The organism is Rhodocista pekingensis (genome assembly GCF_042665545.1).
In the GTDB taxonomy this organism is placed as follows: Bacteria; Pseudomonadota; Alphaproteobacteria; order Azospirillales; family Azospirillaceae; genus Rhodocista; species Rhodocista pekingensis.
In genome coordinates this window covers 159,716-183,307 of the sequence record NZ_JBHTCM010000007.1, presented here as the reverse complement: position 1 = coordinate 183,307, position 23,592 = coordinate 159,716, and the positions used below count along the sequence as shown (strand labels likewise).

Annotated in this window: 24 protein-coding genes and 1 tRNA gene; 12 read left to right on the top strand and 13 right to left on the bottom strand. The window is 71.1% G+C overall.

The window, feature by feature from the left end; all coding sequences use genetic code 11:
* Positions 1-24: 24 nt before the first annotated feature.
* A complete protein-coding gene (locus tag ACFQPS_RS06995; protein ID WP_377357649.1) occupies positions 25-768 on the bottom strand; it encodes a TetR/AcrR family transcriptional regulator in 744 nt (247 codons plus the stop codon).
* 205 nt (positions 769-973) lie between these two features.
* Here ACFQPS_RS06995 and ACFQPS_RS06990 point away from each other — a divergent pair, with 205 nt between their 5' ends.
* The 5 genes from ACFQPS_RS06990 to ACFQPS_RS06970 all read left to right on the top strand — a co-directional run bounded on the left by ACFQPS_RS06990 (position 974) and on the right by ACFQPS_RS06970 (position 8,436).
* Positions 974-1,825 (top strand): alpha/beta fold hydrolase, encoded by an 852-nt coding sequence (locus ACFQPS_RS06990; RefSeq protein ID WP_377357647.1) that lies wholly within the window; start codon positions 974-976, stop codon positions 1,823-1,825.
* A 39-nt stretch (positions 1,826-1,864) separates the two neighbouring features.
* On the top strand, positions 1,865-4,072 hold the full coding sequence (locus ACFQPS_RS06985) for a TonB-dependent receptor (protein ID WP_377357645.1): 2,208 nt from the start codon (positions 1,865-1,867) through the stop codon (positions 4,070-4,072).
* A gap of 128 nt (positions 4,073-4,200) precedes the next feature.
* Positions 4,201-5,514: a spinster family MFS transporter gene (locus tag ACFQPS_RS06980; RefSeq protein WP_377357643.1), complete on the top strand. Its 1,314-nt coding sequence runs from the start codon at positions 4,201-4,203 to the stop codon at positions 5,512-5,514.
* 187 nt (positions 5,515-5,701) lie between these two features.
* On the top strand, positions 5,702-6,520 hold the full coding sequence (locus tag ACFQPS_RS06975; RefSeq protein WP_377357641.1) for an enoyl-CoA hydratase: 819 nt from the start codon (positions 5,702-5,704) through the stop codon (positions 6,518-6,520).
* A gap of 47 nt (positions 6,521-6,567) precedes the next feature.
* Positions 6,568-8,436: an AMP-binding protein gene (locus tag ACFQPS_RS06970; protein ID WP_377357640.1), complete on the top strand. Its 1,869-nt coding sequence runs from the start codon at positions 6,568-6,570 to the stop codon at positions 8,434-8,436.
* A gap of 21 nt (positions 8,437-8,457) precedes the next feature.
* Here the strand turns inward: ACFQPS_RS06970 and ACFQPS_RS06965 are convergent, their stop codons facing one another.
* From ACFQPS_RS06965 to ACFQPS_RS06955, 3 genes are all read right to left on the bottom strand, one after another.
* Positions 8,458-9,003: a VapC50 family PIN domain-containing toxin gene (locus tag ACFQPS_RS06965; RefSeq protein WP_377357638.1), complete on the bottom strand. Its 546-nt coding sequence runs from the start codon at positions 9,001-9,003 to the stop codon at positions 8,458-8,460.
* A gap of 50 nt (positions 9,004-9,053) precedes the next feature.
* Positions 9,054-9,536 carry a helix-turn-helix domain-containing protein gene (locus ACFQPS_RS06960; protein ID WP_377357636.1) on the bottom strand — a complete coding sequence of 161 codons (483 nt, stop codon included), beginning with the start codon at positions 9,534-9,536 and terminating at the stop codon, positions 9,054-9,056.
* Positions 9,537-9,799: 263 nt separating this feature from the next.
* A tRNA-Val gene (locus ACFQPS_RS06955) sits at positions 9,800-9,874 on the bottom strand.
* Positions 9,875-10,328: 454 nt separating this feature from the next.
* On the opposite strand from ACFQPS_RS06955, the gene ACFQPS_RS06950 reads away from it, so the two are divergent.
* From ACFQPS_RS06950 to glk, 4 genes are all read left to right on the top strand, one after another.
* Positions 10,329-11,201 carry an N-formylglutamate amidohydrolase gene (locus ACFQPS_RS06950; protein WP_377357673.1) on the top strand — a complete coding sequence of 291 codons (873 nt, stop codon included), beginning with the start codon at positions 10,329-10,331 and terminating at the stop codon, positions 11,199-11,201.
* Positions 11,198-11,740, top strand: coding sequence for a GNAT family N-acetyltransferase (locus tag ACFQPS_RS06945; RefSeq protein WP_377357634.1), 543 nt, complete (start codon positions 11,198-11,200; stop codon positions 11,738-11,740). The genes ACFQPS_RS06950 and ACFQPS_RS06945 overlap by 4 nt, the downstream gene beginning before the upstream one ends.
* Positions 11,741-12,229: 489 nt before the next feature.
* Positions 12,230-13,642 (top strand): alpha,alpha-trehalose-phosphate synthase (UDP-forming), encoded by a 1,413-nt coding sequence (otsA, locus tag ACFQPS_RS06940; RefSeq protein ID WP_377357632.1) that lies wholly within the window; start codon positions 12,230-12,232, stop codon positions 13,640-13,642.
* Complete coding sequence (gene glk / locus ACFQPS_RS06935) at positions 13,639-14,619, top strand: glucokinase (RefSeq protein ID WP_377357630.1); 981 nt, start codon at positions 13,639-13,641, stop codon at positions 14,617-14,619. The genes otsA and glk overlap by 4 nt, the downstream gene beginning before the upstream one ends.
* A gap of 132 nt (positions 14,620-14,751) precedes the next feature.
* Here glk and ACFQPS_RS06930 read toward each other — a convergent pair whose 3' ends face one another.
* From ACFQPS_RS06930 to ACFQPS_RS06900, 7 genes are all read right to left on the bottom strand, one after another.
* The gene (locus tag ACFQPS_RS06930) at positions 14,752-15,234 is read right to left on the bottom strand and encodes a F0F1 ATP synthase subunit B family protein (protein WP_377357628.1); all 483 of its coding nucleotides are present in this window, start codon (positions 15,232-15,234) and stop codon (positions 14,752-14,754) included.
* On the bottom strand, positions 15,234-15,965 hold the full coding sequence (locus ACFQPS_RS06925) for a F0F1 ATP synthase subunit B family protein (RefSeq protein ID WP_377357627.1): 732 nt from the start codon (positions 15,963-15,965) through the stop codon (positions 15,234-15,236). Before ACFQPS_RS06925 ends, ACFQPS_RS06930 begins: the two co-directional genes overlap by 1 nt.
* 163 nt (positions 15,966-16,128) lie before the next feature.
* Complete coding sequence (locus ACFQPS_RS06920) at positions 16,129-16,353, bottom strand: ATP synthase subunit C family protein (RefSeq protein ID WP_012568647.1); 225 nt, start codon at positions 16,351-16,353, stop codon at positions 16,129-16,131.
* Between the two features lie 71 nt (positions 16,354-16,424).
* Complete coding sequence (locus tag ACFQPS_RS06915) at positions 16,425-17,171, bottom strand: F0F1 ATP synthase subunit A (protein WP_377357625.1); 747 nt, start codon at positions 17,169-17,171, stop codon at positions 16,425-16,427.
* On the bottom strand, positions 17,164-17,568 hold the full coding sequence (locus ACFQPS_RS06910; RefSeq protein ID WP_377357623.1) for an AtpZ/AtpI family protein: 405 nt from the start codon (positions 17,566-17,568) through the stop codon (positions 17,164-17,166). The genes ACFQPS_RS06915 and ACFQPS_RS06910 overlap by 8 nt, the downstream gene beginning before the upstream one ends.
* 240 nt (positions 17,569-17,808) lie before the next feature.
* The gene (locus ACFQPS_RS06905; protein WP_377357622.1) at positions 17,809-18,381 is read right to left on the bottom strand and encodes a copper chaperone PCu(A)C; all 573 of its coding nucleotides are present in this window, start codon (positions 18,379-18,381) and stop codon (positions 17,809-17,811) included.
* A gap of 14 nt (positions 18,382-18,395) precedes the next feature.
* Entirely contained in the window at positions 18,396-19,031 is a 636-nt protein-coding gene (locus ACFQPS_RS06900) for an SCO family protein (protein ID WP_377357620.1), read from the bottom strand.
* A gap of 299 nt (positions 19,032-19,330) precedes the next feature.
* Here ACFQPS_RS06900 and ACFQPS_RS06895 point away from each other — a divergent pair, with 299 nt between their 5' ends.
* On the top strand, positions 19,331-20,272 hold the full coding sequence (locus ACFQPS_RS06895; protein WP_377357618.1) for an L-lactate dehydrogenase: 942 nt from the start codon (positions 19,331-19,333) through the stop codon (positions 20,270-20,272).
* 28 nt (positions 20,273-20,300) lie between these two features.
* Here the strand turns inward: ACFQPS_RS06895 and ACFQPS_RS06890 are convergent, their stop codons facing one another.
* Together ACFQPS_RS06890 and ACFQPS_RS06885 are read right to left on the bottom strand one after the other, a co-directional pair.
* Positions 20,301-20,933: an HdeD family acid-resistance protein gene (locus ACFQPS_RS06890; protein WP_377357616.1), complete on the bottom strand. Its 633-nt coding sequence runs from the start codon at positions 20,931-20,933 to the stop codon at positions 20,301-20,303.
* A gap of 110 nt (positions 20,934-21,043) precedes the next feature.
* On the bottom strand, positions 21,044-21,790 hold the full coding sequence (locus ACFQPS_RS06885) for a PhoH family protein (protein WP_377357614.1): 747 nt from the start codon (positions 21,788-21,790) through the stop codon (positions 21,044-21,046).
* 393 nt (positions 21,791-22,183) lie between these two features.
* Here ACFQPS_RS06885 and ACFQPS_RS06880 point away from each other — a divergent pair, with 393 nt between their 5' ends.
* Positions 22,184-22,405, top strand: a complete 222-nt coding sequence (locus ACFQPS_RS06880) for a hypothetical protein (protein WP_377357612.1) — start codon at positions 22,184-22,186, stop codon at positions 22,403-22,405.
* A 351-nt stretch (positions 22,406-22,756) separates the two neighbouring features.
* Entirely contained in the window at positions 22,757-23,569 is an 813-nt protein-coding gene (minC, locus tag ACFQPS_RS06875) for a septum site-determining protein MinC (RefSeq protein WP_377357610.1), read from the top strand.
* Positions 23,570-23,592 lie beyond the last annotated feature (23 nt).

Below are 23,592 nucleotides of genomic sequence, written 5' to 3'. Positions count from 1 at the left end.
TCGGGCGTCCGTCTGCGACTGCGTCTAGTCCGCGGGCGCGTCCCGGTCCGATGCGCCCCCGTCGGATGTGCCCCCGTCGGATGCTCCCGGTGCGGCGGCCCCCGGTACGGCGGCCCCCGGCGGGGCGGTTCCCGCGGGTGCCAGTCCGTGGGAGATGATCTCCGCCGCGGCGGCCGCGATCTCCGCCGGGGAGCGGTCCTGACTCCACACCCCGTAGCGCAGGCCCAGGAAGACGCTCATCCCGATCAGGGCCCAGGCCCGCTCCTCCGCCGGGCCGGGCCGGATCTCCCCGGCGTCGGCGGCATGGGCGAGGTTGCTGCGGTACGCCTCGGCGAAGGAGGCGTAGTAGTCGCGGTAGGCGTCCTCCGCGACGAACTGCGCCTCCATGATGATGCGGTACAGGTCCTTGTGGCTGCGCGCGAACTCGATGAAGGCCTCGATCCCGAGCCGCTCCGCCGTCAGCCGGTCGGGCGCGCGGGCCACCTTCTCGGCGATGCGGCGGCGGGTCAACCGGCCCATGTGGCCGACCAGGGCGCGGAAGATCTGCTCCTTGCTGTCGAAGTAGGTGTAGAAGCTGCCCAGCGCCGCCCCGGCCCGTTGCGTGATCCCGCTGATCGACGCCTCGTGGTAGCCGCGCTCCCCGAACTCCTGCGCCGCGGCGTCCAGCAGCCGCTGCAAGGTGCGCTTGCCGCGCTCCGTCCGGGGGGCCTTGCCGGCCGCCGCGTCCTGGTCCGTGCCCCGCACGGCCCCGGGGGGCCTGTCCAGCACCCTTTCCTGCGCCTTTCCCCGGGCCGCCCCGTCCGCCGTTCTCTGTGCCCGCACCCGTGCCCCCTCGGCTCTCCGAGTTGAACATTGACTCATGTTTCAGTTTGCCGCAAGCATGGGGAAAACGCACAAGCAGTTCCTGCATGGAAGCCCTCCGCCCGCGGTGCCCGCACCGCCGGAGACGGACGGTCAGGGGAGGCAGGCGCCCATGGGTGAGATCGTCGCCGGCGACGGCGCACGCATCGCGTTCGACGACAGCGGCAGCGGCAGGCCGCTGCTGCTGCTGCACGGCTGGGCCACGCATGCCGGCTTCTTCGGGCCGCAGCGCGCCGGGCTGGCGGACGGCTTCCGGGTGATCGCCGTGGATCTGCGCGGGCACGGCCGCTCGCGCCGGCCGGCGGAGCGCCCCACCATCGAGCAGCTGGCCGACGACCTGCGCACCCTGCTGGACACGCTGGGACTGGAGGATGCGCTGGCCGTCGGCTGGTCGATGGGCGCCATGGTGCTGTGGCGGGCGCTGCTGGACGGGGCCGCCCCCCGCCTCGCCGGGATGGTGGTGGTGGACATGGCTCCGCGCGTGCTGAACGGCGACGACTGGACGCTCGGCCTGCCGGGCAGCCAGTCGCGCCGGCCTACCGCCCAGGTGCTGGACGCCATGGCCGCCGACTGGGCGGCCCTGGTGCCCCGGGTGGCGCGGCGGCTGTTCGCCGCCGGGCTGGAGACCGAGCGCGCCGACCTGACCGCCTGGGCCGCGGCGCAGATCCGCGACAACGACCCCGCCGCCATGGCGGCGCTGTGGGGATCGCTGACCGCGCAGGATTTCCGTGCGCGCCTGCCCGGACTGACGCTGCCCACGCTGATCGCTTCGGGCGCGCTGAGCCGGCTCTACCCGCCGCAGACCGCCGTCTGGCTGGAAGCGGCGCTGGGCGGTGCTGCGCGCCGGGTGACGTTCGCCCGCTCCGGCCATGCGCCGCATCTGGAGGAGCCGGAGCTTTTCAACCGCACGATCCGGGACTTCGCCGCGGGGCTGCCCCTCCGCGGCTCACAACGCGCGGGCTGACGAAGGCCCGCGCACCACAGGAAGGGACGCCCTATGACCATGCTGCGGAGAACCCTGACGGGACTGTTGTTCGCCACCACCGCCGCCGCCGGGCTGCACCAGCCGGCCGCCGCCCAGACCGGCCGGACGGCGCCCCGTGCCGGCCCGGTGGAGGAGATCGTCGTCACCGCCCGGCGCCGCGAGGAATCGCTTCAGGACGTGCCGGTCTCCGTCTCCGCCTTCACGGGTGAGACGCTGGACCTGCGCGGCGTGCCGGACATCACCGGATTGCAGCGCACCACCCCCAACATGACGCTCCAGGTGGCGCGCGGCTCCAACTCCACCCTGATCGCCTTCATCCGCGGCGTCGGCCAGCAGGACCCGCTGTGGGGCTTCGAGCCGGGCGTGGGGCTCTATGTGGACGATGTCTATGTCGCCCGGCCGCAGGGCGCCGTGCTGGACATCTTCGACATCGAGCGGATCGAGGTGCTGCGCGGGCCGCAGGGCACGCTCTACGGCCGCAACACGATCGGCGGCGCCGTGAAGTACGTGACCCGGCGCATCGGCAACGAGAGCGAGCTGCGCCTGAAGACCAACATCGGCACCGACGGCCAGCGCGACCTGATCGTCTCGGGCGGGCTGCCGCTGGTGGAGAACAAGCTGTCCATCGGCGGCGCCTTCGCGCTCTACACCCGCGACGGCTACGGTGAGAACCTGTTCAGCGGGGCCGACCACTACGACAAGGACGTGGGCGCCGGCCGGCTGGCGCTGGAGCTGACGCCGACCGAGACGACCTTCTTCCGCCTGTCCTACGACCGGACGGAGGACGATTCGAACGCCAAGCACGGCCACCGGCTGACGCCGCTGCCCGGCGGCTCCGCCCCCGTGCTGGGCGACGTGTTCGACACCCGCGCCGGCGCCGGCGACGACAACAGCGTCAAGAATGACGGCCTGTCGCTGCTGGGCGAATGGCAGGCGACGGACACGATCACGCTGAAGTCCATCACCGCCTACCGCCAGGGCGACACCGACACGCTGATCGACTTCGACAGCACGCCCGGCCCGATCCTGGACGTGCCGGCCTTCTACAAGGACGATCAGTTCAGCCAGGAACTCCAGCTCCTCTACCAGGGGGCCGGCTGGCAGGGGGTGTTCGGGCTCTACTACCTGGACGCCAACGCCTCCGGCGCCTTCGACACGGTGCTGGGCAATCTGGGCCTGACCATCCTCACCGCGGGCGAGGTGAAGACGGAGAGCTATGCCGCCTTCGCCGACGTCAGCTTCGACCTGACCGACCAGCTCTCCGCCTCCGTCGGGCTGCGCTACACGCTGGATGAGAAGGAAGGCACCGTCTTCCGCGCCAACTATCTGGGCATCCGCAGCCCCGAGTTCGGCGGCATCGCGCAGCCGCCGGCCCTGATCCGCACGGACTACACGAACGACCGCGACTTCGACGAGTTCACCCCGCGCGTCAGCCTGACCTGGCGCCCGACCGCGGACCTGACGGCCTATGCCTCCTACAGCCGCGGGTTCAAGTCGGGCGGTTTCGACATGCGCGGCGACGCGGTGCTGACGCCGAACACGGTCAACGGCTACGACCCGGAGACGGTGGACAGCTACGAGATCGGCCTGAAGGGCCAGTATTTCGAGCGGCTGACCCTGAACCTCGCCGGCTTCTATTCGAAGTATGACGGCCAGCAGATCACGACCCAGGTTCCGGCCACCTCCGGCATCGCCAGCTTCGTGGACAATGTCGGCAGCTCCGAGATCTACGGCGCCGAGGCGGAGGGCAACCTCTCGCTCACCGACGCGCTCTCGGCCAGCTTCGTGCTCGGCTACACCCATGCCGAGTTCAACGAGTTCCTGACCTACGACATCGCCACCGGACAGTTCGTGGACGTGTCCGACCAGCGCGTCTTCCAGAACACGCCGGAATGGAACGCGGCCGTGATCCTGACCTACCTGCACGACATGGGCGAGCGGGGATCGCTGACCTTCAGCGGCTCCGCCGCCTTCCGCGACGACGCCACCATGTTCGAGATCCCGAGCCCGCTGCTGGACCAGGACGCCTACACCCTGTTCGACGCTTCCATCGTCTGGACCTCCGACGACGAGCGCTGGCGGGTCGGCCTGCACGGCCGCAACCTGACGGACAAGGAGTACAAGGTGGGCGGCTACAGCTTCCCCGGTGCGCTCTACGGTGATTCCATCACCGCCTTCTACGGCCCGCCGCGCACCATCACCGGCACGGTGGAGGTGCGCTTCTGAGGACAGGCACCGGCGGCATCCGGGTCCGTCCCGGCTGCCGCCGCCTTGCCCCGGGCGGAGCCCTGCGCTAGGACCCGCGGGGTCCCCCACTTCACCACCATTCCCATTGCACAAGGCAGGACAGGCGCATGGCCGAGATGGCGGCAGGCGACGAGACGAGGACGACGACGGTCGGAGAGGACGGGGCGGCGCACCCGGAGCGGCGCTACCGCTACTACGTGCTGTTCGTGCTGTTCCTGGTCTACATCTTCAATTTCATCGACCGCCAGATCATCAGCATCCTGGCCGAGCCCATCAAGCACGAGCTGGGACTGACGGACAGCGAGCTGGGCCTGATGGGCGGCTGGGCCTTCGCCCTGTTCTACACGGCGCTGGGCATCCCCATCGCCGTGCTGGCCGACCGCCGCAGCCGGACCTGGATCATCACGATCGCGCTCTCGGTCTGGAGCGGCTTCACCATGCTGTGCGGCGCCGCCAACTCCTTCCTGACCCTGTTCCTCTGCCGGCTGGGCGTGGGCGTGGGCGAGGCCGGCGGGGTCGCCCCCTCCTACTCGCTGATCGCGGACTACTTCCCGCCGGGGGAACGGGCGCGGGCGCTGGCGGTCTTCTCCTTCGGCATTCCGGTGGGCTCCGCCGCCGGCCTGCTGTTCGGCGGGCTGGTCGCCGCCTACATCGACTGGCGGGCGGCCTTCGTCATCGTCGGGGCCGCGGGGCTGCTGCTGGCACCGCTCCTGAAGCTGACGGTGCGCGAACCGGTGCGCGGCGGCTTCGATCCGCCGGCGGCGCGGCCGGAGGCCCCGCCCCTGCGTGAGGTCGCGCGCGTGCTGGCAGGCAAGTCCAGCTTCTGGTTCCTGGCCTTCGGCGCTTCGTGCAGTTCGATCATCGGCTACGGCATGCTGTTCTGGCTGGGCTCGCTGCTGAGCCGGACCTACGGGCTGGATCTGGTGGACCGCTCGCTGTTCTTCGCCGCCATCGTCTTCTTCGGCGGCATCGTCGGCGTCTGGCTGGGCGGCTGGCTGGGCGACCGGCTGGGGGCGGCGAACCGCGGCGCCTATGCCGCCGTGCCTGCCGCGTCCTTCCTGCTGGCGGCCCCCTTCTACGCGGCGGGTCTGCTGTCGCCGTCGCTGACGGTCTCCTTCGTGCTGTTCCTGATCCCGCAGGCCCTGGCCCTGACCTGGCTGGGGCCGGTGCTGTCGGCCGTGCAGCATCTGGTGCCGCCGGCCATGCGGACCACGGCGTCGGCCGTCTTCCTGTTCGTCAACAACCTGATCGGGATCGGCTTCGGCATCTGGTTCCTGGGCTGGATGTCGGACCGGCTGGCGGCGGTCTATGGCGACGACAGCCTGCGCTGGTCCATCCTCTACGGCCTGGGCTTCTACATCCTGGCGGCGCTGCTGATGCTGCTGGCCTCGCGCCGGCTGGCGCGCGACTGGCACGGCTGATCCCGCCCCTTCTTTCCCCTTTCCCCTTTCCCGCCCCGGCAGGCGGAGGTCCCCCACCGCAGCGCGGACGGTCCGCGCATCCCGGCGCGAACCCGGTCGCGCCCCCCGGGGGTGCCGGGTAATCATCCCAGGCAACAACGAACGGCCCGGCGCCAGACGGCCGCCGGGACCCTGGGAGGATACGCGCATGGCCTTCACCGACATCCTGTACGAGGTCGCCGACCGGGTGGCGACGATCACCCTGAACCGGCCGGACCGGCTGAACGCCTGGACCCCGGCCATGGCGCAGGACCTGAAGGCCGCCTTCGCCGAGGCCGGCGCGGACGACCGGGTGCGGGTCATCGTCGTCACCGGTGCTGGCCGCGGTTTCTGCGCCGGGGCGGACATGATCGCCATGGGCGGCATGCTGGCGTCCGGCACGGCGCCCGGCCGCGAGGTGTTCCCCGATCTGGCGCACGACCCGACGCCGGGCAGGGATTTCGACCAGCCCCTGACCTATCCGCTGAAGACGCCGAAGCCGGTGATCGCCGCCATCAACGGCCCGGTGGCCGGGATCGGGCTGTGCTTCTCCCTGTTCTGCGACATCCGCTTCATCGCCGCGGACGCAAAGGTGACCACCGCCTTCTCCCGGCGCGGCCTGATCGCGGAATACGGCTCGGCCTGGATGCTGCCGCGGCTGGTCGGGCCGATGAACGCGCTGGACCTGCTCTACACCGCCCGCACCCTGACGGCGGAGGAGGCGGCCGCCATGGGGCTGGCCCGGCTGCTGCCGGCCGAGGGCTTCGCCGAGGCCGTGCGGGCCTATGCCGCCGATCTGGCGCACGGCGTCTCCCCCCGCTCGCTGGCGGTGATCAAGCGGCAGGTCTATGCCGGCCTGCTGCACGGGCTGGCCGAAGCGTCCGTCCTGGCCGACGAGGAGATGCTGGCGAGCCTGGGCTCGGAGGATTTCCGCGAGGGCGTCGCCCACTTCCTGGAGAAGCGCCCGCCGGCCTTTCCCGGCCGCTGACAAGGGGCGCGGTCCCCGACGGACACGAGAAACCAGGGAGGAACGGCATGGACATCCAGGACAGCCGAGAGCGTATCCGCGCCCAGGAGGCGGAGATCGACCGGCAGGAAGCCGAGATCGACCGGCAGGCGGCAGAGCTGATCGAGCGGCACCCGCGGCTGATCGACCTGATCGCCGCCGGGGCGGAGGCGAACCCGGACGGCACGGCGCTGGTCTATCTGCGGGTGCCGGACGACCCGGACCCGCCGACCATCGGCTATGACCGCTTCATGGGCCTGCTGGCCGCCGCCATCCGCTGGTACCGGGCGCAGGGTCTGACACAGGACGACACGGTATCGGTGCTGGCGCCGGGCGTGCCCGCCACCCAGGTCGCCCTGTGGGCAGCGGTGGAGGCGTGCCGCGCCCAGCCGCTGAACCTGCTGTTCACCCGCGAGGCCATCGCCGCCCAGCTGAACGCCGTCGGCGCCCGCCTGCTGCTGGTGCCGCCGCCCGGCCTGCCCGGCGGGCTGTACGAGAAGGTGGCGGGGCTGGAGCGCGAGGTGCCGACGCTGGAACGCATCGTCACCCTGCCGGTGGACGGCAGCGTCGCCTTCGGGGACGATGTGCTGGAGCCCGATCCGGACTGGCGCGCCACCCTGGCCGCGGGCCGCGACCCGGCCCAGGCGGAGCGGGTGGCCGCACTCTATCCCACCGGCGGCACGACCGGCCGGCCGAAGGTGGCAAAGCTGACCAACCGCTCCATGGTGGCGGCGTCGGTGGCGTCCATGCTGTCCACGGGGACGCGGGCGGAGGACCGGCTGCTGCTGGGGCTGCCGCTGTTCCATGTCGGCGGCGCCTTCACCGGCAGCGTCCCCACCTTCGCCGCCGGCGCCGCGCTCTACATCGCCACCGCGGCCGGCTACCGCGACCCGAAGATGGTGCAGGCCGTCTGGCGTCTGGTGGACCGGCACCGGCTGACAGTGCTGGGCGTGGTGCCGACGGTGCTGGGCGCGCTCTGCGCCGTGCCGCGCGACGGGCTGGACATCTCCAGCCTGCGGCTGGTCGGGGTCGGCGCCGCCACCCTGCCGCCGGAGGTGGAGCGGCGCTTCAACGCGATCTGGGGCGGCGCCGTGCGACAGGTCTACGGCATGACCGAGCTGTCGGGGGCGGTGGCGCAGTGGCCGCACTACCGCACGCCGGACAGCACCGCCGTGGGGCCGCGCGCGGCCCTGGCGGAGCTGGCCGTGCTGGCCGACGGCGTGCTGCACCGCGACCGGCCCGGCCCGCTGGGCGAGCTGCTGGTGCGTGGCCCCAGCGTCTTCGCCGGCTATGTCGATCCGCGCGACACCGCGGGCGCCTTCTACCGCGACAAAGCGGGAGACGAGTGGCTGCGGACGGGCGATCTGGCCCGCATCGACGCCGCGGGCTGCGTCCACATCGCCGGGCGGCTGAAGGACGTCATCATCCGCGGCGGCCACAACATCGACCCGCGCATGCTGGAGGACCCGGCCGCCGGCTTCCCCGGCGTCGCCCTGGCCGCCGCCGTGGGCCGCCCGGACGCCTATGCCGGGGAGGTGCCGATGCTGTTCGTCACCTCCGCCGGGCCGCTGGACGCCGAGGCGCTGGCCCGCTTCCTCCAGGAGAGGGTGGACGAGCCGCCGGCCAAGCCGCGCGAGGTGGTGGTGCTGCCGGAGATGCCGCTGACCCCGGTGGGCAAGATCTTCAAGCCGAAGCTGCGCCAGATCGCGGCCGAGCGCGCCTGCCGCGACGAGCTGGCGCTGGCCCTGCCCGGCGTGGCGGCGGCGGTGGAGGCGGTGACGGAGCCGGAGCGCGGCATGGTCGTCGTCGTCCGCGTCCCCGGCGGCGCGGAGGCCGAGGAGACCGCCCGCCGCGCCCTGGGCCGCCTGCCGCTGGCGGTGCGGGTGGAACCGGGGTGAGGCGCGGGAAGCGGGCTCCGCTCACCCCCCGGCCGCCCCGGCCGCCCGCGTGGCCCGCACCAGGTTGGCGAAGCGGGGCGTCAGCCTGTCGAGCGCGCGCAGGATGTCGTCCACGGTGCGCGGCGGCCGGGTCAGGGCCGCCGCCTGATCGGCAACCACCTGCGCCATCCGGTCGGGTGCGAGGTCGTGAAGATCACAGAGGAAGTCCTCCGCGGTCCTGGCCTCGATCCCGTCAGGAAGGCTACGGAAATGCCGGAGGTTGCCGGTTACGATGAGCTGCGCCGCGGACCTGACCGCCGCGGCAGCGACATGGCGATCCTCCGGTTCGTTCGGCATGCAGGGGATCAGGCATTCATGGCCGGTGATCCGCGCCTCCGGGACCGCCGCTGCGATTGCCGCGACCAGACGGTGCGACCGCTCCTCCGTCGTGTGGCCCCGCCCCGCGAGGTTGCGGCGCATCTCCGCCAGGATTCCGTCGGTCCATCCGGGCAGGTACAGATCCTGCTCGGCCGCCCGGAGCAGCGTATCCCGCACCGTGAAGGGGAAAAGGACATTCGCGTCAAGCACGACCCGGAACGGTGCTGGAATCAAGAAGATCCCCCGGTCGAGTTCGGGGCCTAGTCGAGTTCGGGATACCCCTCTCCCTCTTCGCTCAAGGCCGCCAGGGAGTCCAGGGCCTGCCGGCGCTGCCGGGCCCGTTCCTGCCGGAATGCCAGCACATCCTGGATGTCCAGGCGCCGATGGCTGCCCACCTTCCGATACGGAATCCGCCCGTCTTCCAGCAGCGTCACCAGATGCTGGCGGGAGATGTTGAGGATATTGGCGGCCTGCTGGGTGGTAAGGTTCTGGCCGACGGGTACGATGGTTATGGCGTCCCCATGGGCCATGACTTCCGCCACCCGCTCCAGAACATAGAAGACCGAGGGAGGCAGATCGACCGTCTCCCCGAGCGGACCGACGAGCCGGCAGCGGCCCGTGCCGGCCGCCACCCCCTTCAGGGCATCGTCCAGCAGAGCCGACAGCCTACGGACCTCGCTCCGCTCATCCTCTTGCGGTGCGATGGGCTCAAGGCGTCGAATCTGTTCTGCTGCCGCGTCCATGCGTCCCTCTCCCGGACCCGGTCGTTCAGCCCGCCGGTGCCGGCCGGCCACCGTCATGGCATGAGCATGTGGACCTGAACGCTATAAACGCAAGCGCCAAGATCATGGCGCAGCCATGGGCCGCGGCCAGGGATTCGACGCGAGCCAAGCGCAGTCGACGTGCAATGGCGCAGGGCGCCTTGGCTCAGGCCGGGCCACCCCCCTGTCGGGTGAGAAGCCATGCGGCCTGGGGATGCACCCTGATATCTGGATCGGGGAAGGGATGGTGGGCGCGACAGGGATTGAACCTGTGACCCCTACGATGTCAACGTAGTGCTCTCCCGCTGAGCTACGCGCCCATCCCTTGCGGGTCCGCCTCGGGGAAACCCCCGCGGCGTGGAGCGGGGGTTTAGCATCGCCGGCGGGGCTTGGCAACCCTTCCGTTGCGGGGACATGAACTTTTTTCCGGAGCGCCCCGGACAGCCCCGGAGAACCGCGCGCCCCCCGCTGGCAGAGCCGGACGGGACAGGGGCGAACGGGACAGGGGCGAACGGGACAGGGGCCGGGCGGCCGGTACGGAAGGTCAGGTGCGGCGGCGCGCTGCATGGCGGTGCGGTGACAGGGGCGGACAACTCCGTTACATCTGGAATCATGGACAGAACGCTCCCCCTCCCCGAGCCCGACCAGCCCTCCTGCGCCACCTCGACCCGAGGCACGCGGGCGGAGCGGGTCCCCGCGGCCAGGGCGGAGGGGCGCGGGGCAGAGGAAAGCAGGACGGGAGAACCCGGCGCGGGAGAAACAGGCTCTGTCCGGCTGGAGGCGCTGCCCGGCGTCTACCGGCTGTGGCGGCCGGCGCAGCAGACCCTGCCGCTGGTGCTGGCCTCCCCCCACAGCGGGCGGCTCTATCCGGAGAGCTTCCTGGCCGAGGCGCGGCTGGACGCGCACACCCTGCGCCGGTCCGAGGACTGTTTCGTGGACGAGATCTTCGCCGAGGCGGCGGAGCTGGGAACGCCTCTGCTGGCGGCGGAGTTCCCGCGCGCCTATGTCGATCCCAACCGCGAGCCCTACGAGCTGGACCCCGGCATGTTCGAGGGGCCGGTGCCGCCCTACGTCAACAGCCGCAGCGCCCGCGTCGCCGCCGGGCTGGGCACCATCGCCCGGATCGTCGCCACCGGTGAGGAGATCTACCGGCGCAAGCTGCGCTTCGGCGAGGCGCTGGAGCGGGTGGAGCGCTGCTACCGCCCCTACCACGCCGCCCTCCAGTCCCTGGTGGCGGAGACGCGGGAACGGTTCGGCTACTGCATCCTGCTGGACTGCCATTCCATGCCGTCCATCGACCTGCCGCCCGAGGCCGCCGCCGGGGGCCGGCTGGACATGATCCTGGGCGACTGCCACGGCAGCGCCTGTGCCCCCGCCCTGACGGAACAGGCCGAATCCACCCTGACCATGCTGGGCTATCTGGTCGGGCGCAACGCCCCCTATGCCGGCGGCTACACGACCCGGCACTATGGCCGGCCGGAACGGGGTGTCCATGCCCTCCAGATCGAGCTGAACCGGTCGCTCTACATGGACGAGCACAGGCTGCGCCGGCGGCCCTATCTGGCGACCCTGGCCCAGCACATGCGCCGGCTGACCGCGGCCCTGGCGCATGTCCCGGCGGAGCGGCTGCACAGGGGACGGCGGTGAGCCCCGTCCCGGGTGTCGCCGGCGTGCGGTTGCGCCCGGCCACGGCGGCCGACGCCGCCGCCCTGGCCGCCATCTACGCGCCCGAAGTGCTGCACGCCTGCGCCAGCTACGAGCTTGAGCCGCCCGACGCGGCCGAGATGGCCCGCCGCCTGGCCGCGGTGGAGGCCTGCGGACTGCCCTTTCTGGTGGCCGATATGGCGGGGCAGGTGCTGGGCTACGCCTATGCCAGCCCGTTCCGGCAGCGCCCGGCCTACCGCTACACGGTGGAGAACTCCATCTACGTCGCGGCCGGGGCGCGGGGCCGCGGGCTGGGCCGGCTGCTGCTGGAGGCGTTGATCGGGCGCTGCACGGCGCTGGGCTACCGCCGCATGGTGGCGGTGATCGGGGATGCGGGGAACGCCGCGTCGGTCTGCCTGCACCGCTCGCTGGGTTTCGCCGAGGTCGGGCTGCTGCCCGGCGCCGGCTTCAAGCACGGGCGCTGGCTGGACTGGCTGATGCTGCACCGTCCCCTGGGCGAAGGCGACAGCACCCCGCCCTGACGGGGAAGACCCTGGGCAGAGGCGGGCGGCCAAAGAAAAAGGCCGTGCCAAAGGGCACGGCCTGAGTTTAGGGAGGAAACGCCCAAGAAGTGCGTTACGACGTGATCGGGTCGAAGACGCGATCAATGTCGCACTGCACAATATGATCGCCGGGGCCGGAGTCCGCAAGGCCAAATTTCCGGACCAAGTGTCGCGCGGAATCCGCCCCTTGCCGACACCGTTGGGCCGGCGAAATGTTCGCGTCCGACGCAACCGCCTCGCTGCACTGCGAAAATCGACCCGGAAGCCCCATAGGGCCAAGGACATACGCCAACAGTCCGGGTGATGTCGCGCTCCCCTGCCCGTTATCGTGCCGTTACTTCGACCGCTCTGCTGCGGTCGGATGATTCCGTGCGCCCGACTTGCGGGCGCCCTGTCTGCGGCGAGGTGCCGCGGGTCTGTGGGACCCGCCCATCCCAGAACTTTCCTGAATCCGGAGGAACCGAACCCGTGAGCCGACTGGTGGTCGTATCGAACCGCGTCGCCCCGGTGGACGAGAGCAAGAACCAGGCCGGCGGTCTGGCCGTGGCCGTCCAGGAAGCCCTGAAGAGCCGTGGCGGCGGCATCTGGTTCGGCTGGAGCGGCGACATCGTGGAAGGCACCGACGGCCCTCCGCGCATCGCCGAATCCGGCCGCATCACCTACGCCACCCTGGGCCTGACCCAGCGCGACCTCGACGAGTACTACAACGGCTTCGCCAACTCGACCCTGTGGCCGCTGTTCCACTACCGGCTGGATCTGGCCAGCTTCAGCGGGCGCACCTATGCCGGCTACCAGCGGGTGAACAGCCTGTTCGCCGGCAAGCTTGCCGCCCTGCTCCGCCCCGACGACATGGTCTGGGTCCACGACTACCACCTGATTCCGTTCGCCGAGCAGCTCCGCGCCATGGGGCTGAGCCAGCGCATGGGCTTCTACCTGCACACGCCCTTTCCGGCGCCGGAGATCCTGGTGGCCCTGCCGGCGCACGAATCGCTGGTGCGCGGCCTGTGCGCCTACGATCTGGTGGGGTTCCAGACGGAGAGCGACCTGCGCTGCTTCGTCCACTACGTGAAGTACGAGGCCGGCGGCAGCGTGGAGGAGCTGGGCCCGGGCCGCGGGTGTCGCATCCGGGCCTACGGCCGAAACCTGCTGGCCCGCGCCTTCCCCATCAGCATCGACACGCTGCCGCTCGCCCAGCTTGCCGCGCAGGCAGCCGAGTCGGTGCAGACCCGGCGCCTGCGGGAGAGCCTGGTCGAACGGGCGCTGATCATCGGCGTGGACCGGCTGGACTATTCCAAGGGCCTGCCGCAGCGGTTCGAGGCGTTCCAGGAGCTGCTGGACAGCTATCCCGGCAACCGCGGCCAGGTCAGCTTCATGCAGGTGGCCCCGCCCTCCCGCGGCGACGTGGCCGAGTACCAGGCCATCCGGCGCGAGCTGGAGGCCCTGGCCGGCCATATCAACGGCCGCTATGCGGAGTTCGACTGGGTGCCGATCCGCTATCTGAACAAGAGCTTCAACCGGAAAACGCTGGCGGGCTTCTACCGGCATGCCCGGATCGGGCTGGTGACGCCGCTGCGCGACGGCATGAATCTGGTGGCGAAGGAGTATGTCGCCTGCCAGGACCCGGCCGACCCCGGCGTGCTGGTGCTGTCCCGATTCGCGGGCGCGGCGAAGGAACTTGACGCGGCCCTGATCGTCAACCCCTATGACATCCGGGCCACGGCGGAGAATCTCCAGCGCGGCCTGACCATGCCGCTCCAGGAGCGGCGCGAACGCTTCGAGGCGATGATGACCGTGCTGAAGGGCAACGACATCACCCACTGGCGGCGCAGCTACGTGGAGTCGCTGGCAGCGCCGCTCGGCGATGCGGGCGCCGCGGCATGAGCCCCACCGCCGATACGACCGGACACCTGCCGCCGGCCCTGATCGCGGACATCGGCGCCACCAATGCGCGCTTCGCCCTGGTGCTGGACGGCCGCGTCACGGCGGAGCGCACGCTCCGCTGCGCCGACTTCCCCTCCCCCGCCGAGGCGGCGGAGCATTATCTGGAGTCGGCACCGGCCCCGCTGCGGCCCGACCGCGGCGCCTTCGCCATCGCCTCGCCGGTGACGGGCGACCTGATCCGCATGACCAACCTGACCTGGGAGTTCTCCATCTCCGGGGTCCGGCGGGCGCTGGGCTTCGACCGACTGGACGTCATCAACGACTTCACGGCCGCGGCACTCTCCGTCCCCGAGCTGGCGGAGGACGAGCGGGTGCAGGTGGGCGACGGTGTCCCCGTGCCCGGCGCCCCCGTCGGCGTGATCGGACCGGGCACCGGCCTGGGCGTCTCTGCCCTGATCCCCGGCCCGTCCGGCTGGACGGCGCTGGCGACGGAGGGCGGCCATGTCACCATGGCCCCGGTCAGCGACCGCGAGGGGCAGGTGCTGACCGAGCTGCGCAAGATCTACGACCATGTCTCTGCCGAGCGCGTGGTCTCCGGCATGGGATTGCAGAACCTCTACACGGCGCTGATGCTGCTGGACGGGCGCGAGCCGGAGCCGCTGGACCCGGCCGACATCTCCGCCCGCGGGCTCGACCGCAGCGACGTCTACTGCCACGAAGCGCTGGAGATGTTCTGCGCCATGCTGGGAACGGTGGCAGGCAATCTGGCCCTGAGCCTGGGGGCGCGCGGCGGGCTCTATGTCATGGGCGGGATCGTGCCCCGCCTGCTGCCCTTCTTCAGCCATTCCCGGTTCCGCAAGCGCTTCGTCGAGAAGGGCCGGATGCGGGACTATCTGGGACCGGTGCCGACCTACGTCGTCACCCACCCCTACCCCGCCTTCCTGGGCCTGACCGCCCAGTTGAAGCGCACCGCCTAGGCCGCCGCGAGGTCGGCGGCGCGCGTGGAGCGAAGGCCGGCGCCCGCCGATTCCAGGCCGGCACCCCGGCGCGGGCACGAACAAAAAGGGCGCCCGCGAGGGGCGCCCTTTTCCGGACCGGCGGGGCCGGGATCAGTGGAGCTTGGAGGGAAGCTCGGCGATGGCGGTGCCGACCAGCGCCTCGTCGCGCGTCGCGTCCATGTTCTGGACCAGGATGCGCTCCGTGGCGGCGACGGCGATGTCCGCGGCGAGGTCACGGACCTGCTGCACGGCCTGGGCCTCGGCCTGGGCGATCTTCTCCATGGCCTGCGCCTCACGCCGCCGCAGGGATGCCTCCAGGTCGGTGGCGGCGCGGCGGCGGATACGGTCGGCCTCCTCGCGGGCGGCGGCGATGATGTTCTCCGCCTCCTTCAGCGCGTCGCGCTGCTTGCGCTGGTACTGGGCGAGGGCCGCCTGGGCGTCCTCGCGCAGCTTCTGCGCCTGCTCGATCTCCTCGCGGATGCGCTCCGCCCGGTCGTCCAGCGCCTTGCCGATGGTGTTCGCGGCGATGCGCCAGACGGCGGCGACGAACAGCACGAAGGCGACGAGGACCCAGAAGGTAGGATTCTGGAACATCACGCGACCTCCTGCCGGACACGGTTCAGGGCCTCATCGACCGCCGCCTCGGCGGTGGTCCGGTCGAGATCCAGCCCGGCCAGCTTCGCCGCGGCGGCGACGGCCGTCTCGGCCGCGACGCCGCGGATGTTGCCCAGCGCGGCGCGCCGGGCCTGCTCGATGCGGGCTTCGGCGGCGCGGGCGCGCTCGGCCAGATCGGCGGCCAGCTCACCCAGGCGTTGCGTCGTTTCGCTCTCCGCCGCGTGGGTCGCGTCGGACAGCACCTTCTGCGCCTTGGCGCGGGCCTCGGCCAGCTCGCGCTCGTAATTCTCGATGACGGCGTCCGCCTCGGCCTTCAGCGCACCGGCGCGGTCGAGGTCGTCGGCGATCTTCTCCTGCCGGGCTTCCAGCACCTCGGCGACGCGGGGCAGCGCCACCTTGGACATCAGGAACAGCAGCAGGCCGAAGGTCACCGCCAGCCAGAAGATCTGGGTCGGGTAGGTATCGGGGTTGAGCTGCGGCAGCCCGCCCTTGGCGTGCTCCGCCGTCTCCGCCGCCACGCCCTCGGCGATGTGCTCCGCCGTGCCGTGCGCGTCGTCCTGGGCGGCCGCCGGCGGCGCCACCTCCTGGGTCACGCCCTGCGGCGCCCCGGCATCCTGGGCGAAAGCCGGCAGGGCCGGGGAAGCGGCCAGCGCCAGACCCAGCACCAGGGCCCCGGCCCGCCGGGCCAACGTCAGCCTGAAATCCACCATGCGAGGATCACCTTGCGTGCGCGGCCGCCGGAAGGCCCGGCAGCCGCCTCGATCCCGGGAAGCGCGGGCCCCCGTGCCCGAAGGCGGGGGCCGGCCCCAACAAACCGCGGCGCGGAGACATCCCCACGCCGCGGACCGTTCCATCGAGCCGGAAGGGACTGGCTCAGGCGAACAGGATCAGGAAGGCGATCAGCAGCGCGAACAGCGCGACGGCTTCGGTCAGCGCGAAGCCCAGAATGCCGATCGGGAACACCTGGTTGCGGGCCGCCGGGTTGCGGGCGACCGAAGCGATCAGGTTGGAGAAGATGTTGGCGATACCGATGCCAACGCCGGCCAGGGCGAACATGGCCAGCCCGGCGCCGATGTACCTTGCCGCTTCAGCTTCCATTTTAACTCTTCCTCTTCCGATGGGACGGTTGGACGGTTAACCCGACCCCCGCTTCTTGTGCGTTCGAGCGCTCAGTGCAGTTCGATTGCGTCGCGGATGTAGATGCAGGTCAGGATGGTGAAGACGTAGGCCTGCATGAAGGCGACGAGGATCTCGAAGCCGATCAGGGCCACGTTGAGAAGGACAGGGATCAGACCGAAGGCGTAGCCGAGCCCGCCAAGGGCGGCGCCCATGCTGACCGTGAACCCGGCGAAGACCTTCAGCATCGTGTGACCGGCCATCATGTTGGCGAACAGTCGGATGCTGAGGCTGACCGGCCGGGACAGGTAGGAGACGATCTCGATCGGGACGATCAGCGGCGCCAGCCAGATCGGCGCGCCCTGGGGCATGAAGAACGAGAAGAAGTGCAGGCCGTGCCGCACCAGCGCCAGGATCGTCACGAACAGGAACACCACCATCGCCAGCGCGAACGTCACGGCGATGTGGCTGGTGAAGGTGAACGCCCCCGGGATCATGCCCAGCAGGTTGCCGAACAGGATGAAGGTGAAGATCGAGAACACCAGCGGGAAGTAGCGCCGGGCCTCCGGCCCCGCATTCTCCTTCACCATGCCGGCGATGAATTCGTAGAGAAGCTCCGCCATCGACTGCAAGCGGCCCGGCACGATGGCCCGACCGCGCATGCCGAACATCAGGAGCGTCGTGGTGGCGATCACCGCCGCGACCATGAAGGCCGCGGAATTGCTGAAGGAGAGGTCGAGCCCGCCGATCTGGATCGGCACGATCGGCTGGATTTCGAATTGATGCAGCGGATCAGCCACGGTGTCCTCGCCCTTCGTCCTGCCGACTTTCTCCGGCCTCTTCCGCCTCGGCGGAATGCCGGAACCCAACTGCGTAACCGGCGCCCGTGACGGCCCGGAAGACGTTCATGACCCCGGCGCCCGCGCCGAGGAAGAACATCCCCACCAGCCCCCAGGGCGACGTCCCCAGCCAGCGGTCGATCATCAGACCGCCGCCGACACCGACAACCATCGCGGCGAGCAGCTCGACCCCGATCCGGAAACCGAAGCCCAGCCCGCCGCGCGTATCGACTTCACCCCCCGGTTCGGGCGACGATGTCGCGATGCCGGCGTTCCGCCGCGCCTGCCGCAGCCTGGCCTCGATCTCGTCCAGCGAGGGGGGTGTTCTGTCCCCCGCCATGCCCGGATCATCCGTCATGATGGGAGCCCCCTTCGCCGCCGAGTTCGACGCCGCGCGAAAGCGGCGGCACCATACGGGCCGCACCTACCCCTGTCAAGTGTCGAAAACTCTCCGCTAAGTATATGAAATGACAAGGTTTAGTCTCCGCCTCCAAGGGAATGCTGCGGCGCAGCAGGCGGCACCGTCCGGGAACGGACCGGCGCGGTGCCGGAGCCCGTGGCCGACGGAGGACACCCCGCCGGCCACGCCCCGGCGGCCTCAGTGATGGTGGTCGGCGGCCTTCCCGTCCCCATGGTCGTGATCGTGGTCATGGTCGTCGCCATGCTCATGATCGTGGTCGTGCCCGGCATGGGCGTCGGGCTCGTCGCCGGGCGCGCGCACCTGCGCCGTCAGCCCGACAGTCCCCGCCTTCTCGAAGGTCAGGGTCAGCGGGAAGCTCTCGCCCGGCTTCAAGGGCTGCTTCAGGCCCATCAGCATGACGTGCAGCCCGCCGGGCTCCAGCACCAGTTCGGCATCGCCGGGGATCTCGATGCCGCCCTCGACCTTGCGCATGCGGGCGACGGAGCCGTCCATGATGTGGGTGTGCAGCTCCACCGTCTCCGCCACCGGAGAGGCGGCGGCGGTCAGGCGGTCGTCGGCACCGCCGTTGACGATGGTCAGGTAGGCGGCACCCGCCTTGGCGGACGAGGCGGTGGCGCGTGCCCACACCACCTCCAGCGACAGCGGCCCGGCCTTGACCGGGGGCAGCGGATCGGTCGCGGCCAGGGCCGGACCGGCCAGCAGGGCGCAGAGGGCGGCGGCGGCGGCCAGCCGGACGGACTTGGCGGACATGGATGCGGTTCTCCCTATCGGCTTCCGGAGCGGATGTACTGGCGGATGGCGTCGGCGATCTCGCCGGCCTCGGTCCCGCGGGGGAAGACGGTGAGGAACCCGCCGTCCGGCCCCATCAGGTAAGTGTAGGTGGAGTGGTCCATGGTGTAGCTGGAGCCGTCGGCGGCGGGCGCCTTGGCATAGTAGACACGGAAGGCGCGGGCAGCGGCCGCCACCTGTTCCGGCGTGCCGGTCAGCCCGACAATGGCGGGGTGGAACATGTCCGTGTACTCGGCGAGCTGGGCCGGACCGTCGCGCTCGGGATCGATGCTGACGAACAGCGGCTGCACCGCCGCCGCGTCCGACCCCAGCGCATCGAGCGCACGGGCGATGAGCTGCAATTCCGTCGGACAGATGTCCGGGCAGAAGGTGAAGCCGAAGAAGATCAGCCGGTACCTGCCGGCATAGTCGGCCGAGGTGACCTCGCGCCCCGTCTCGTCCACCAGCCGGAAGTCGCCGCCGATGGTCACCCCCGGCGTGGCGACGGCCCCCGCGGGCACGCCGCCGGCCCGGCCGGCATCCTGCCGCACCGTCCAGAGCGCCACCAGGGCGGCGAGGATCAGCCCGGCCAGGATGCCGATGGCGATGCGGAGAACTCGGGATGTCGTCATGCGCGTTCTCTCCTGGGGCGTTCTCTCCGGCGATCTCCTCTCCGGGTGGCTCTCCGGTGAGGGCGGGCCGGGCGGTATCTCCGGAAGCGTCCCGTCAGATGGTCCCGCGGACGCGGCGGCACCAGGGGCGAGCCGGACCTGGACGGGACCGGCCGCAGCCTACGCGCTCGGCCCCGGGGAGGAAAGGCCCGCCGGAGCGGGAGCGGGCGGAAGGAGCGCTCCGCTTGACCTGACTCAACACCCGGACACCATCGAAGCTGTTATGGTTACCGGGATCGAGAGGAAAAAAGGAGAACGGCATGAAGATCGGCATCGTCGGAGCCGGGTTCGTCGGCAGCACAGCCGCCTATGCCATGGTGATGCGCGGAGTCGGCAGCGAGATCGTGCTGGTGGACCGCAACGGCGAACTGGCGGACGCGCAGGCGCGCGACATCCTGCACGCCACCCCTTTCGCCTATCCCACCAAGGTCCGCGCCGGCAGCTATGCCGACCTGGACGGGGCCGGGCTGGTGGTGCTGGCCGCCGGGGTCAACCAGAAGCCGGGCGAGACGCGGCTGGAGCTGCTGACCCGCAATGCCGAGATCTTCGGCGGCATCATCCCCGAGGTCCTCAAGGCGGCGCCACAGACGATCCTGCTGGTGGCGACGAACCCGGTGGACGTGATGACCCAGATTTCCACCGTCATCGCCGCCCGCCACGGCGTGCCGACCTGCCGGGTGATCGGTTCCGGCACCATCCTGGACACCGCGCGCTATCGCGCGCTGCTGGGCCAGCATCTGGGCGTCAGCCCGAAGTCGGTGCATGCCCACGTCCTGGGCGAGCACGGCGACAGCGAGGTGCTGCACTGGTCGAACGCCGAGGCCGGCGGGCTGAACGTGGCGGTGGTCGGCGACCAGGTCGGCCGGCCCGTCACCGATGCCGTGAAGGCCCGCATCGACGACGAGGTGCGCTGCGCCGCCTACCGGATCATCAAGGGCAAGGGCGCCACCTGGTACGGCATCGGCGGCGGCCTGGCCCGGCTGGCGCAGGTGATCGCCAACGACGAGCGGGCGCTGGTCACCTGCTCCATGCTGACGGACAGTTGCCTGGGCGTGCCGCAGGTGGCGCTCTCGCTGCCCCGCCTGCTCGGGGCCGCGGGCGTCATCAGCACCCTGACGCCGGACCTGGACGAGGCCGAAGCCTCGGCGCTGCGCCACAGCGCCGAGGTGCTGAAGTCGGCCTTCGACGGGGTCGCGCTGTAGGACGGGTGTCGCGGCCGGAGGCAGGCGGTCAGGTATGCGGGACGGCGCCACGCGGTGCCGTCCCGCGCGCGTGCAGGCGGCGGTCGAGCCGGCGGAGCTGGAAGCTCCAGGCGATCATGACGCTGCCGAACAGGATCGCGTAGGCGCCGACCAGGAAGACCACGGCGGCCCCGCCGGCCGGGAACGGCACGGCGATCATCAGGATGCCCAGCAGGACGGAGAGCACGCCGCCCAGCACCAGCCAGATCCGCCCGGCCGTGCCCGTCACGGCGCGGGCGGCGACCAGTTCCAGAACGCCGGTGAAGATGGCCCAGGCGCCGACCAGCCAGATCAGCACCAGCACCGTCGCTCCCGGCCAGGAGAGCGCCAGGATGCCGACCGCGATGCCGGCCACCCCTTCCAGTGCCAGGGCCGTCCAGCGGTCGCCCTTCTGTGCGGCGCGCACGCCGGCGACGATCGCCAGCACGCCGTCGGCCAGCAGGAAGACGGCCAGCAGCAGGGCAAGGCTGAGCAGCGCCGGGCCGGGCAGAAGGATGGCGACCAGCCCGAACAGGAGCCCGAGCAGGCCGCGCAGCAGGAAGGCCCACCAGTTGCGGGCCAGCACGGCCATGCGGCCGGTGTCGGGAAGCATGGCGGCGGGATAGGCCGGATCGTGGGTCATCGGTCGCTCCGGGGCGGAGGCAGGGGCGGGGATCGCGGAAACGGGCGGTTGCTCCGCCCGCTCCCCCGTGAACAGCCCCGGCCGCCGGAAATTCCGCCGGCAGCGCCCCGTCAGAGCACCGTCAGCATGCTGGCCACCAGCGGGTGGCGGACAATGTCGCGGTCGCCCAGCCGGACGACGCCGATACCCTCCACCGCCTCCAGCCGGCGGGCGATGTCCGCCAGACCGGACAGCCCGTCCAGCAGGTCTGACTGGTCCGGATCGCCGGTCAGCACCATGGTCGAGTGCCAGCCGAGCCGGGTCAGCAGCATCTTGATCTGGGCATAGGTGCAGTTCTGCGCCTCGTCGATCACGATGAAGGCGTTGTTCAGGGTGCGCCCGCGCATGAAGCCCACGGGCGCGATCTCGATGGCGCCGTCCGCCATCAAGGCACGGGCGCGCTTGCCGCCCAGCCGGTCGTTCAGCGCATCATAGAGCGGACGCAGGAAGGGGGCCATCTTCTCCCCCATGTCGCCCGGCAGATAGCCGATGCTCTCCCCCGCCTCGATGGCGGGGCGCGACAGCACGATGCGGTCCACCCGGCCGGCGTCCAGCGCCTCCACCGCCGCCGAGATGGCGAGGTAGGTCTTGCCCGTGCCGGCGGGGCCGAGCGCGAGCGTCAGGTGGTGGCCGGCGATCGCCTCCATCAGTTCCTTCTGACCCTCGCTCTGCGGCTTGACCGTCCGGACATAGCTCTGCTCCCGGCGATCCCCGCCCAAGGGGTCACCGCCCAGGGGGTCCCAGGCCGCCCCGCGCGGAAACAGCGGGTGGACCTTGGCATCGGCGGAAGCAGCGGCTCTGGACTGGCGCTTGGCCATCTAGGTTTCTCCTCCAAGGGGGTCGGGGAAACGCGCGCACGAAAAAACCGCACCCTCCGGCGGAGGCGTGCGGTTTCGGCAGGGGGGCAGCGGCAGAGGCCGGAAGGGCACCGCCATCGGGGGCGGGTTCCTTCGCCTGGAGCGGGATCGGAGAGGCTGGCAGGTCCCGGCGTCGCAAGTCCCGGTCTTCCTTCAGCGGCTGCACCACGGTTCGGAGAGTACCGGAATAAATGCCGCACGTCAGCATGTGTTGCGTCAGCAACGGAAGGTTCACACAAGATATTGCGCAAGAGACGCGGAACAGGTCCCGTCTCCGGCCCGGGGTGGCCCGGCCGGGCCGGCTCGGCTAGACTGCCCGGCGGCAGGACGGGACGGCGAGCGACGGAGGCGGCCATGGCAGCAGGACCCGGCTACAGGGGCGGTGGATACCCGGCGGCGGCCGGCGCGGTGACGGACGAGGAGTCCGGCACCGAGGCGCCGGACCGGGCCGAGGACGACCGCCGCGCCCGGCAGGCGCTGACCGCCCTGTTCCGCCGCGGCCTGATCCCGGAAGCCGAGTACCGGGCGCGCCTGGCCCGTCTGGGCGGAGCGGGCGCGACCGGGGAAGGCGGCTGATCCCGCGTCGGGGGCATGCCCTGGTCGCGCCGGCTACCCGATTCCGCGCTTGCCGGGCCCCTTCCGGACGGCATAGTTCGGGGGAACGACCGTGGGTCCGCGATCTTTTCCGGACCCATGTGAAGCCTTTGCACGCAATAACATAAATCTTGTATAAGACCCGGGTTTTGTCTCAAAATATGGCGGACGATCCCGCTTGACGGCAGCGCCTGCTTGGGCTTGAACGGCGCTTCCCGCACAGGTCGGTGCCAGGATTCCGAGGATGGGGTCCGGCGCACCGGCCCGGGAGTGCGACCGTTTCGATTCGAACAGAGTGGCGCCGGCCGGGTCGCGGATGACGGGTGGGGACCAGTGAATACAAGCGCCCAGGTGGCCTATCGTGATGCGCCGTTCCAGATGCGCGGAAGCACCTTCACCCTGATGGTCCTGAAGGTGGGCGATCCGCGCAACCCGAATTTCTTCCCCGTTCTGGCGGGCAAGATCGCGCAGGCGCCCAATTTCTTCCGCAACGCGCCCGTCGTGCTGGACCTGGACGACCTGCCGGCCGGCGCGCCCTTCGACTTCGCCCAGTTCACCGGGCTGCTGCGCAATCTGGGCCTGATCTGCATCGGACTCCAGGGCGGCACCCGCGAATTGCAGGACGCGGCGCTGGCGGCCGGGCTGGCCGTCGTGCCGCCGGCCCGCGGCGGCGCCTCCGAACCGATCCGGCCGCTGGCGGATTCCGGCCGCAGCGCGGCGCAGGGCGCGCTGGGCGGCGGCGGCCCGCCCGCCGCGGCGGCACAGCCGCAGCAGCCCCCGCAGCCGGCCCCGCCCCCGCCCCCTGCCCCCTCGCGCGGCAGCCTGATCGTCACCGAACCGATCCGGTCCGGCCGCCAGATCTATGCCGAGGGCGGCGACCTGATCGTGATCGGGGCCGTCAGCCCCGGCGCCGAGCTGGTGGCCGACGGCAGCATCCACGTCTATGGTGCCCTGCGCGGCCGCGCCCTGGCCGGCGTCGGCGGCGACCGCAGCGCCCGCATCTTCTGCCACAGCCTGGAAGCCGAACTGGTCTCCATCGCCGGCCTCTACCGGGTCAGCGAGGACATGGACAAGTCGCTGCGGCGCCGGCAGGTCCAGATCTATCTCGACAACGGTTTCCTGCATATCGACCCCGTGGCCGTGTGAGCACGGGGCGCCCGTCAACCAGA

Coding starts and splice junctions, on each gene's coding strand:
- ACFQPS_RS06970 (WP_377357640.1), top strand. CDS start 6,568: ATGGACATCCAGGACAGCCGAGAGCGTATCCGCGCCCAGGAGGCGGAG.
- ACFQPS_RS06885 (WP_377357614.1), bottom strand. CDS start 21,790: ATGGCCAAGCGCCAGTCCAGAGCCGCTGCTTCCGCCGATGCCAAGGTC.
- ACFQPS_RS06920 (WP_012568647.1), bottom strand. CDS start 16,353: ATGGAAGCTGAAGCGGCAAGGTACATCGGCGCCGGGCTGGCCATGTTC.
- ACFQPS_RS06905 (WP_377357622.1), bottom strand. CDS start 18,381: ATGTCCGCCAAGTCCGTCCGGCTGGCCGCCGCCGCCGCCCTCTGCGCC.
- ACFQPS_RS06880 (WP_377357612.1), top strand. CDS start 22,184: ATGGCAGCAGGACCCGGCTACAGGGGCGGTGGATACCCGGCGGCGGCC.
- ACFQPS_RS06975 (WP_377357641.1), top strand. CDS start 5,702: ATGGCCTTCACCGACATCCTGTACGAGGTCGCCGACCGGGTGGCGACG.
- ACFQPS_RS06910 (WP_377357623.1), bottom strand. CDS start 17,568: ATGACGGATGATCCGGGCATGGCGGGGGACAGAACACCCCCCTCGCTG.
- ACFQPS_RS06990 (WP_377357647.1), top strand. CDS start 974: ATGGGTGAGATCGTCGCCGGCGACGGCGCACGCATCGCGTTCGACGAC.
- ACFQPS_RS06925 (WP_377357627.1), bottom strand. CDS start 15,965: ATGGTGGATTTCAGGCTGACGTTGGCCCGGCGGGCCGGGGCCCTGGTG.
- glk (WP_377357630.1), top strand. CDS start 13,639: ATGAGCCCCACCGCCGATACGACCGGACACCTGCCGCCGGCCCTGATC.
- ACFQPS_RS06895 (WP_377357618.1), top strand. CDS start 19,331: ATGAAGATCGGCATCGTCGGAGCCGGGTTCGTCGGCAGCACAGCCGCC.
- ACFQPS_RS06960 (WP_377357636.1), bottom strand. CDS start 9,536: ATGGACGCGGCAGCAGAACAGATTCGACGCCTTGAGCCCATCGCACCG.
- ACFQPS_RS06930 (WP_377357628.1), bottom strand. CDS start 15,234: ATGTTCCAGAATCCTACCTTCTGGGTCCTCGTCGCCTTCGTGCTGTTC.
- ACFQPS_RS06985 (WP_377357645.1), top strand. CDS start 1,865: ATGCTGCGGAGAACCCTGACGGGACTGTTGTTCGCCACCACCGCCGCC.
- ACFQPS_RS06980 (WP_377357643.1), top strand. CDS start 4,201: ATGGCCGAGATGGCGGCAGGCGACGAGACGAGGACGACGACGGTCGGA.
- ACFQPS_RS06890 (WP_377357616.1), bottom strand. CDS start 20,933: ATGACCCACGATCCGGCCTATCCCGCCGCCATGCTTCCCGACACCGGC.
- ACFQPS_RS06900 (WP_377357620.1), bottom strand. CDS start 19,031: ATGACGACATCCCGAGTTCTCCGCATCGCCATCGGCATCCTGGCCGGG.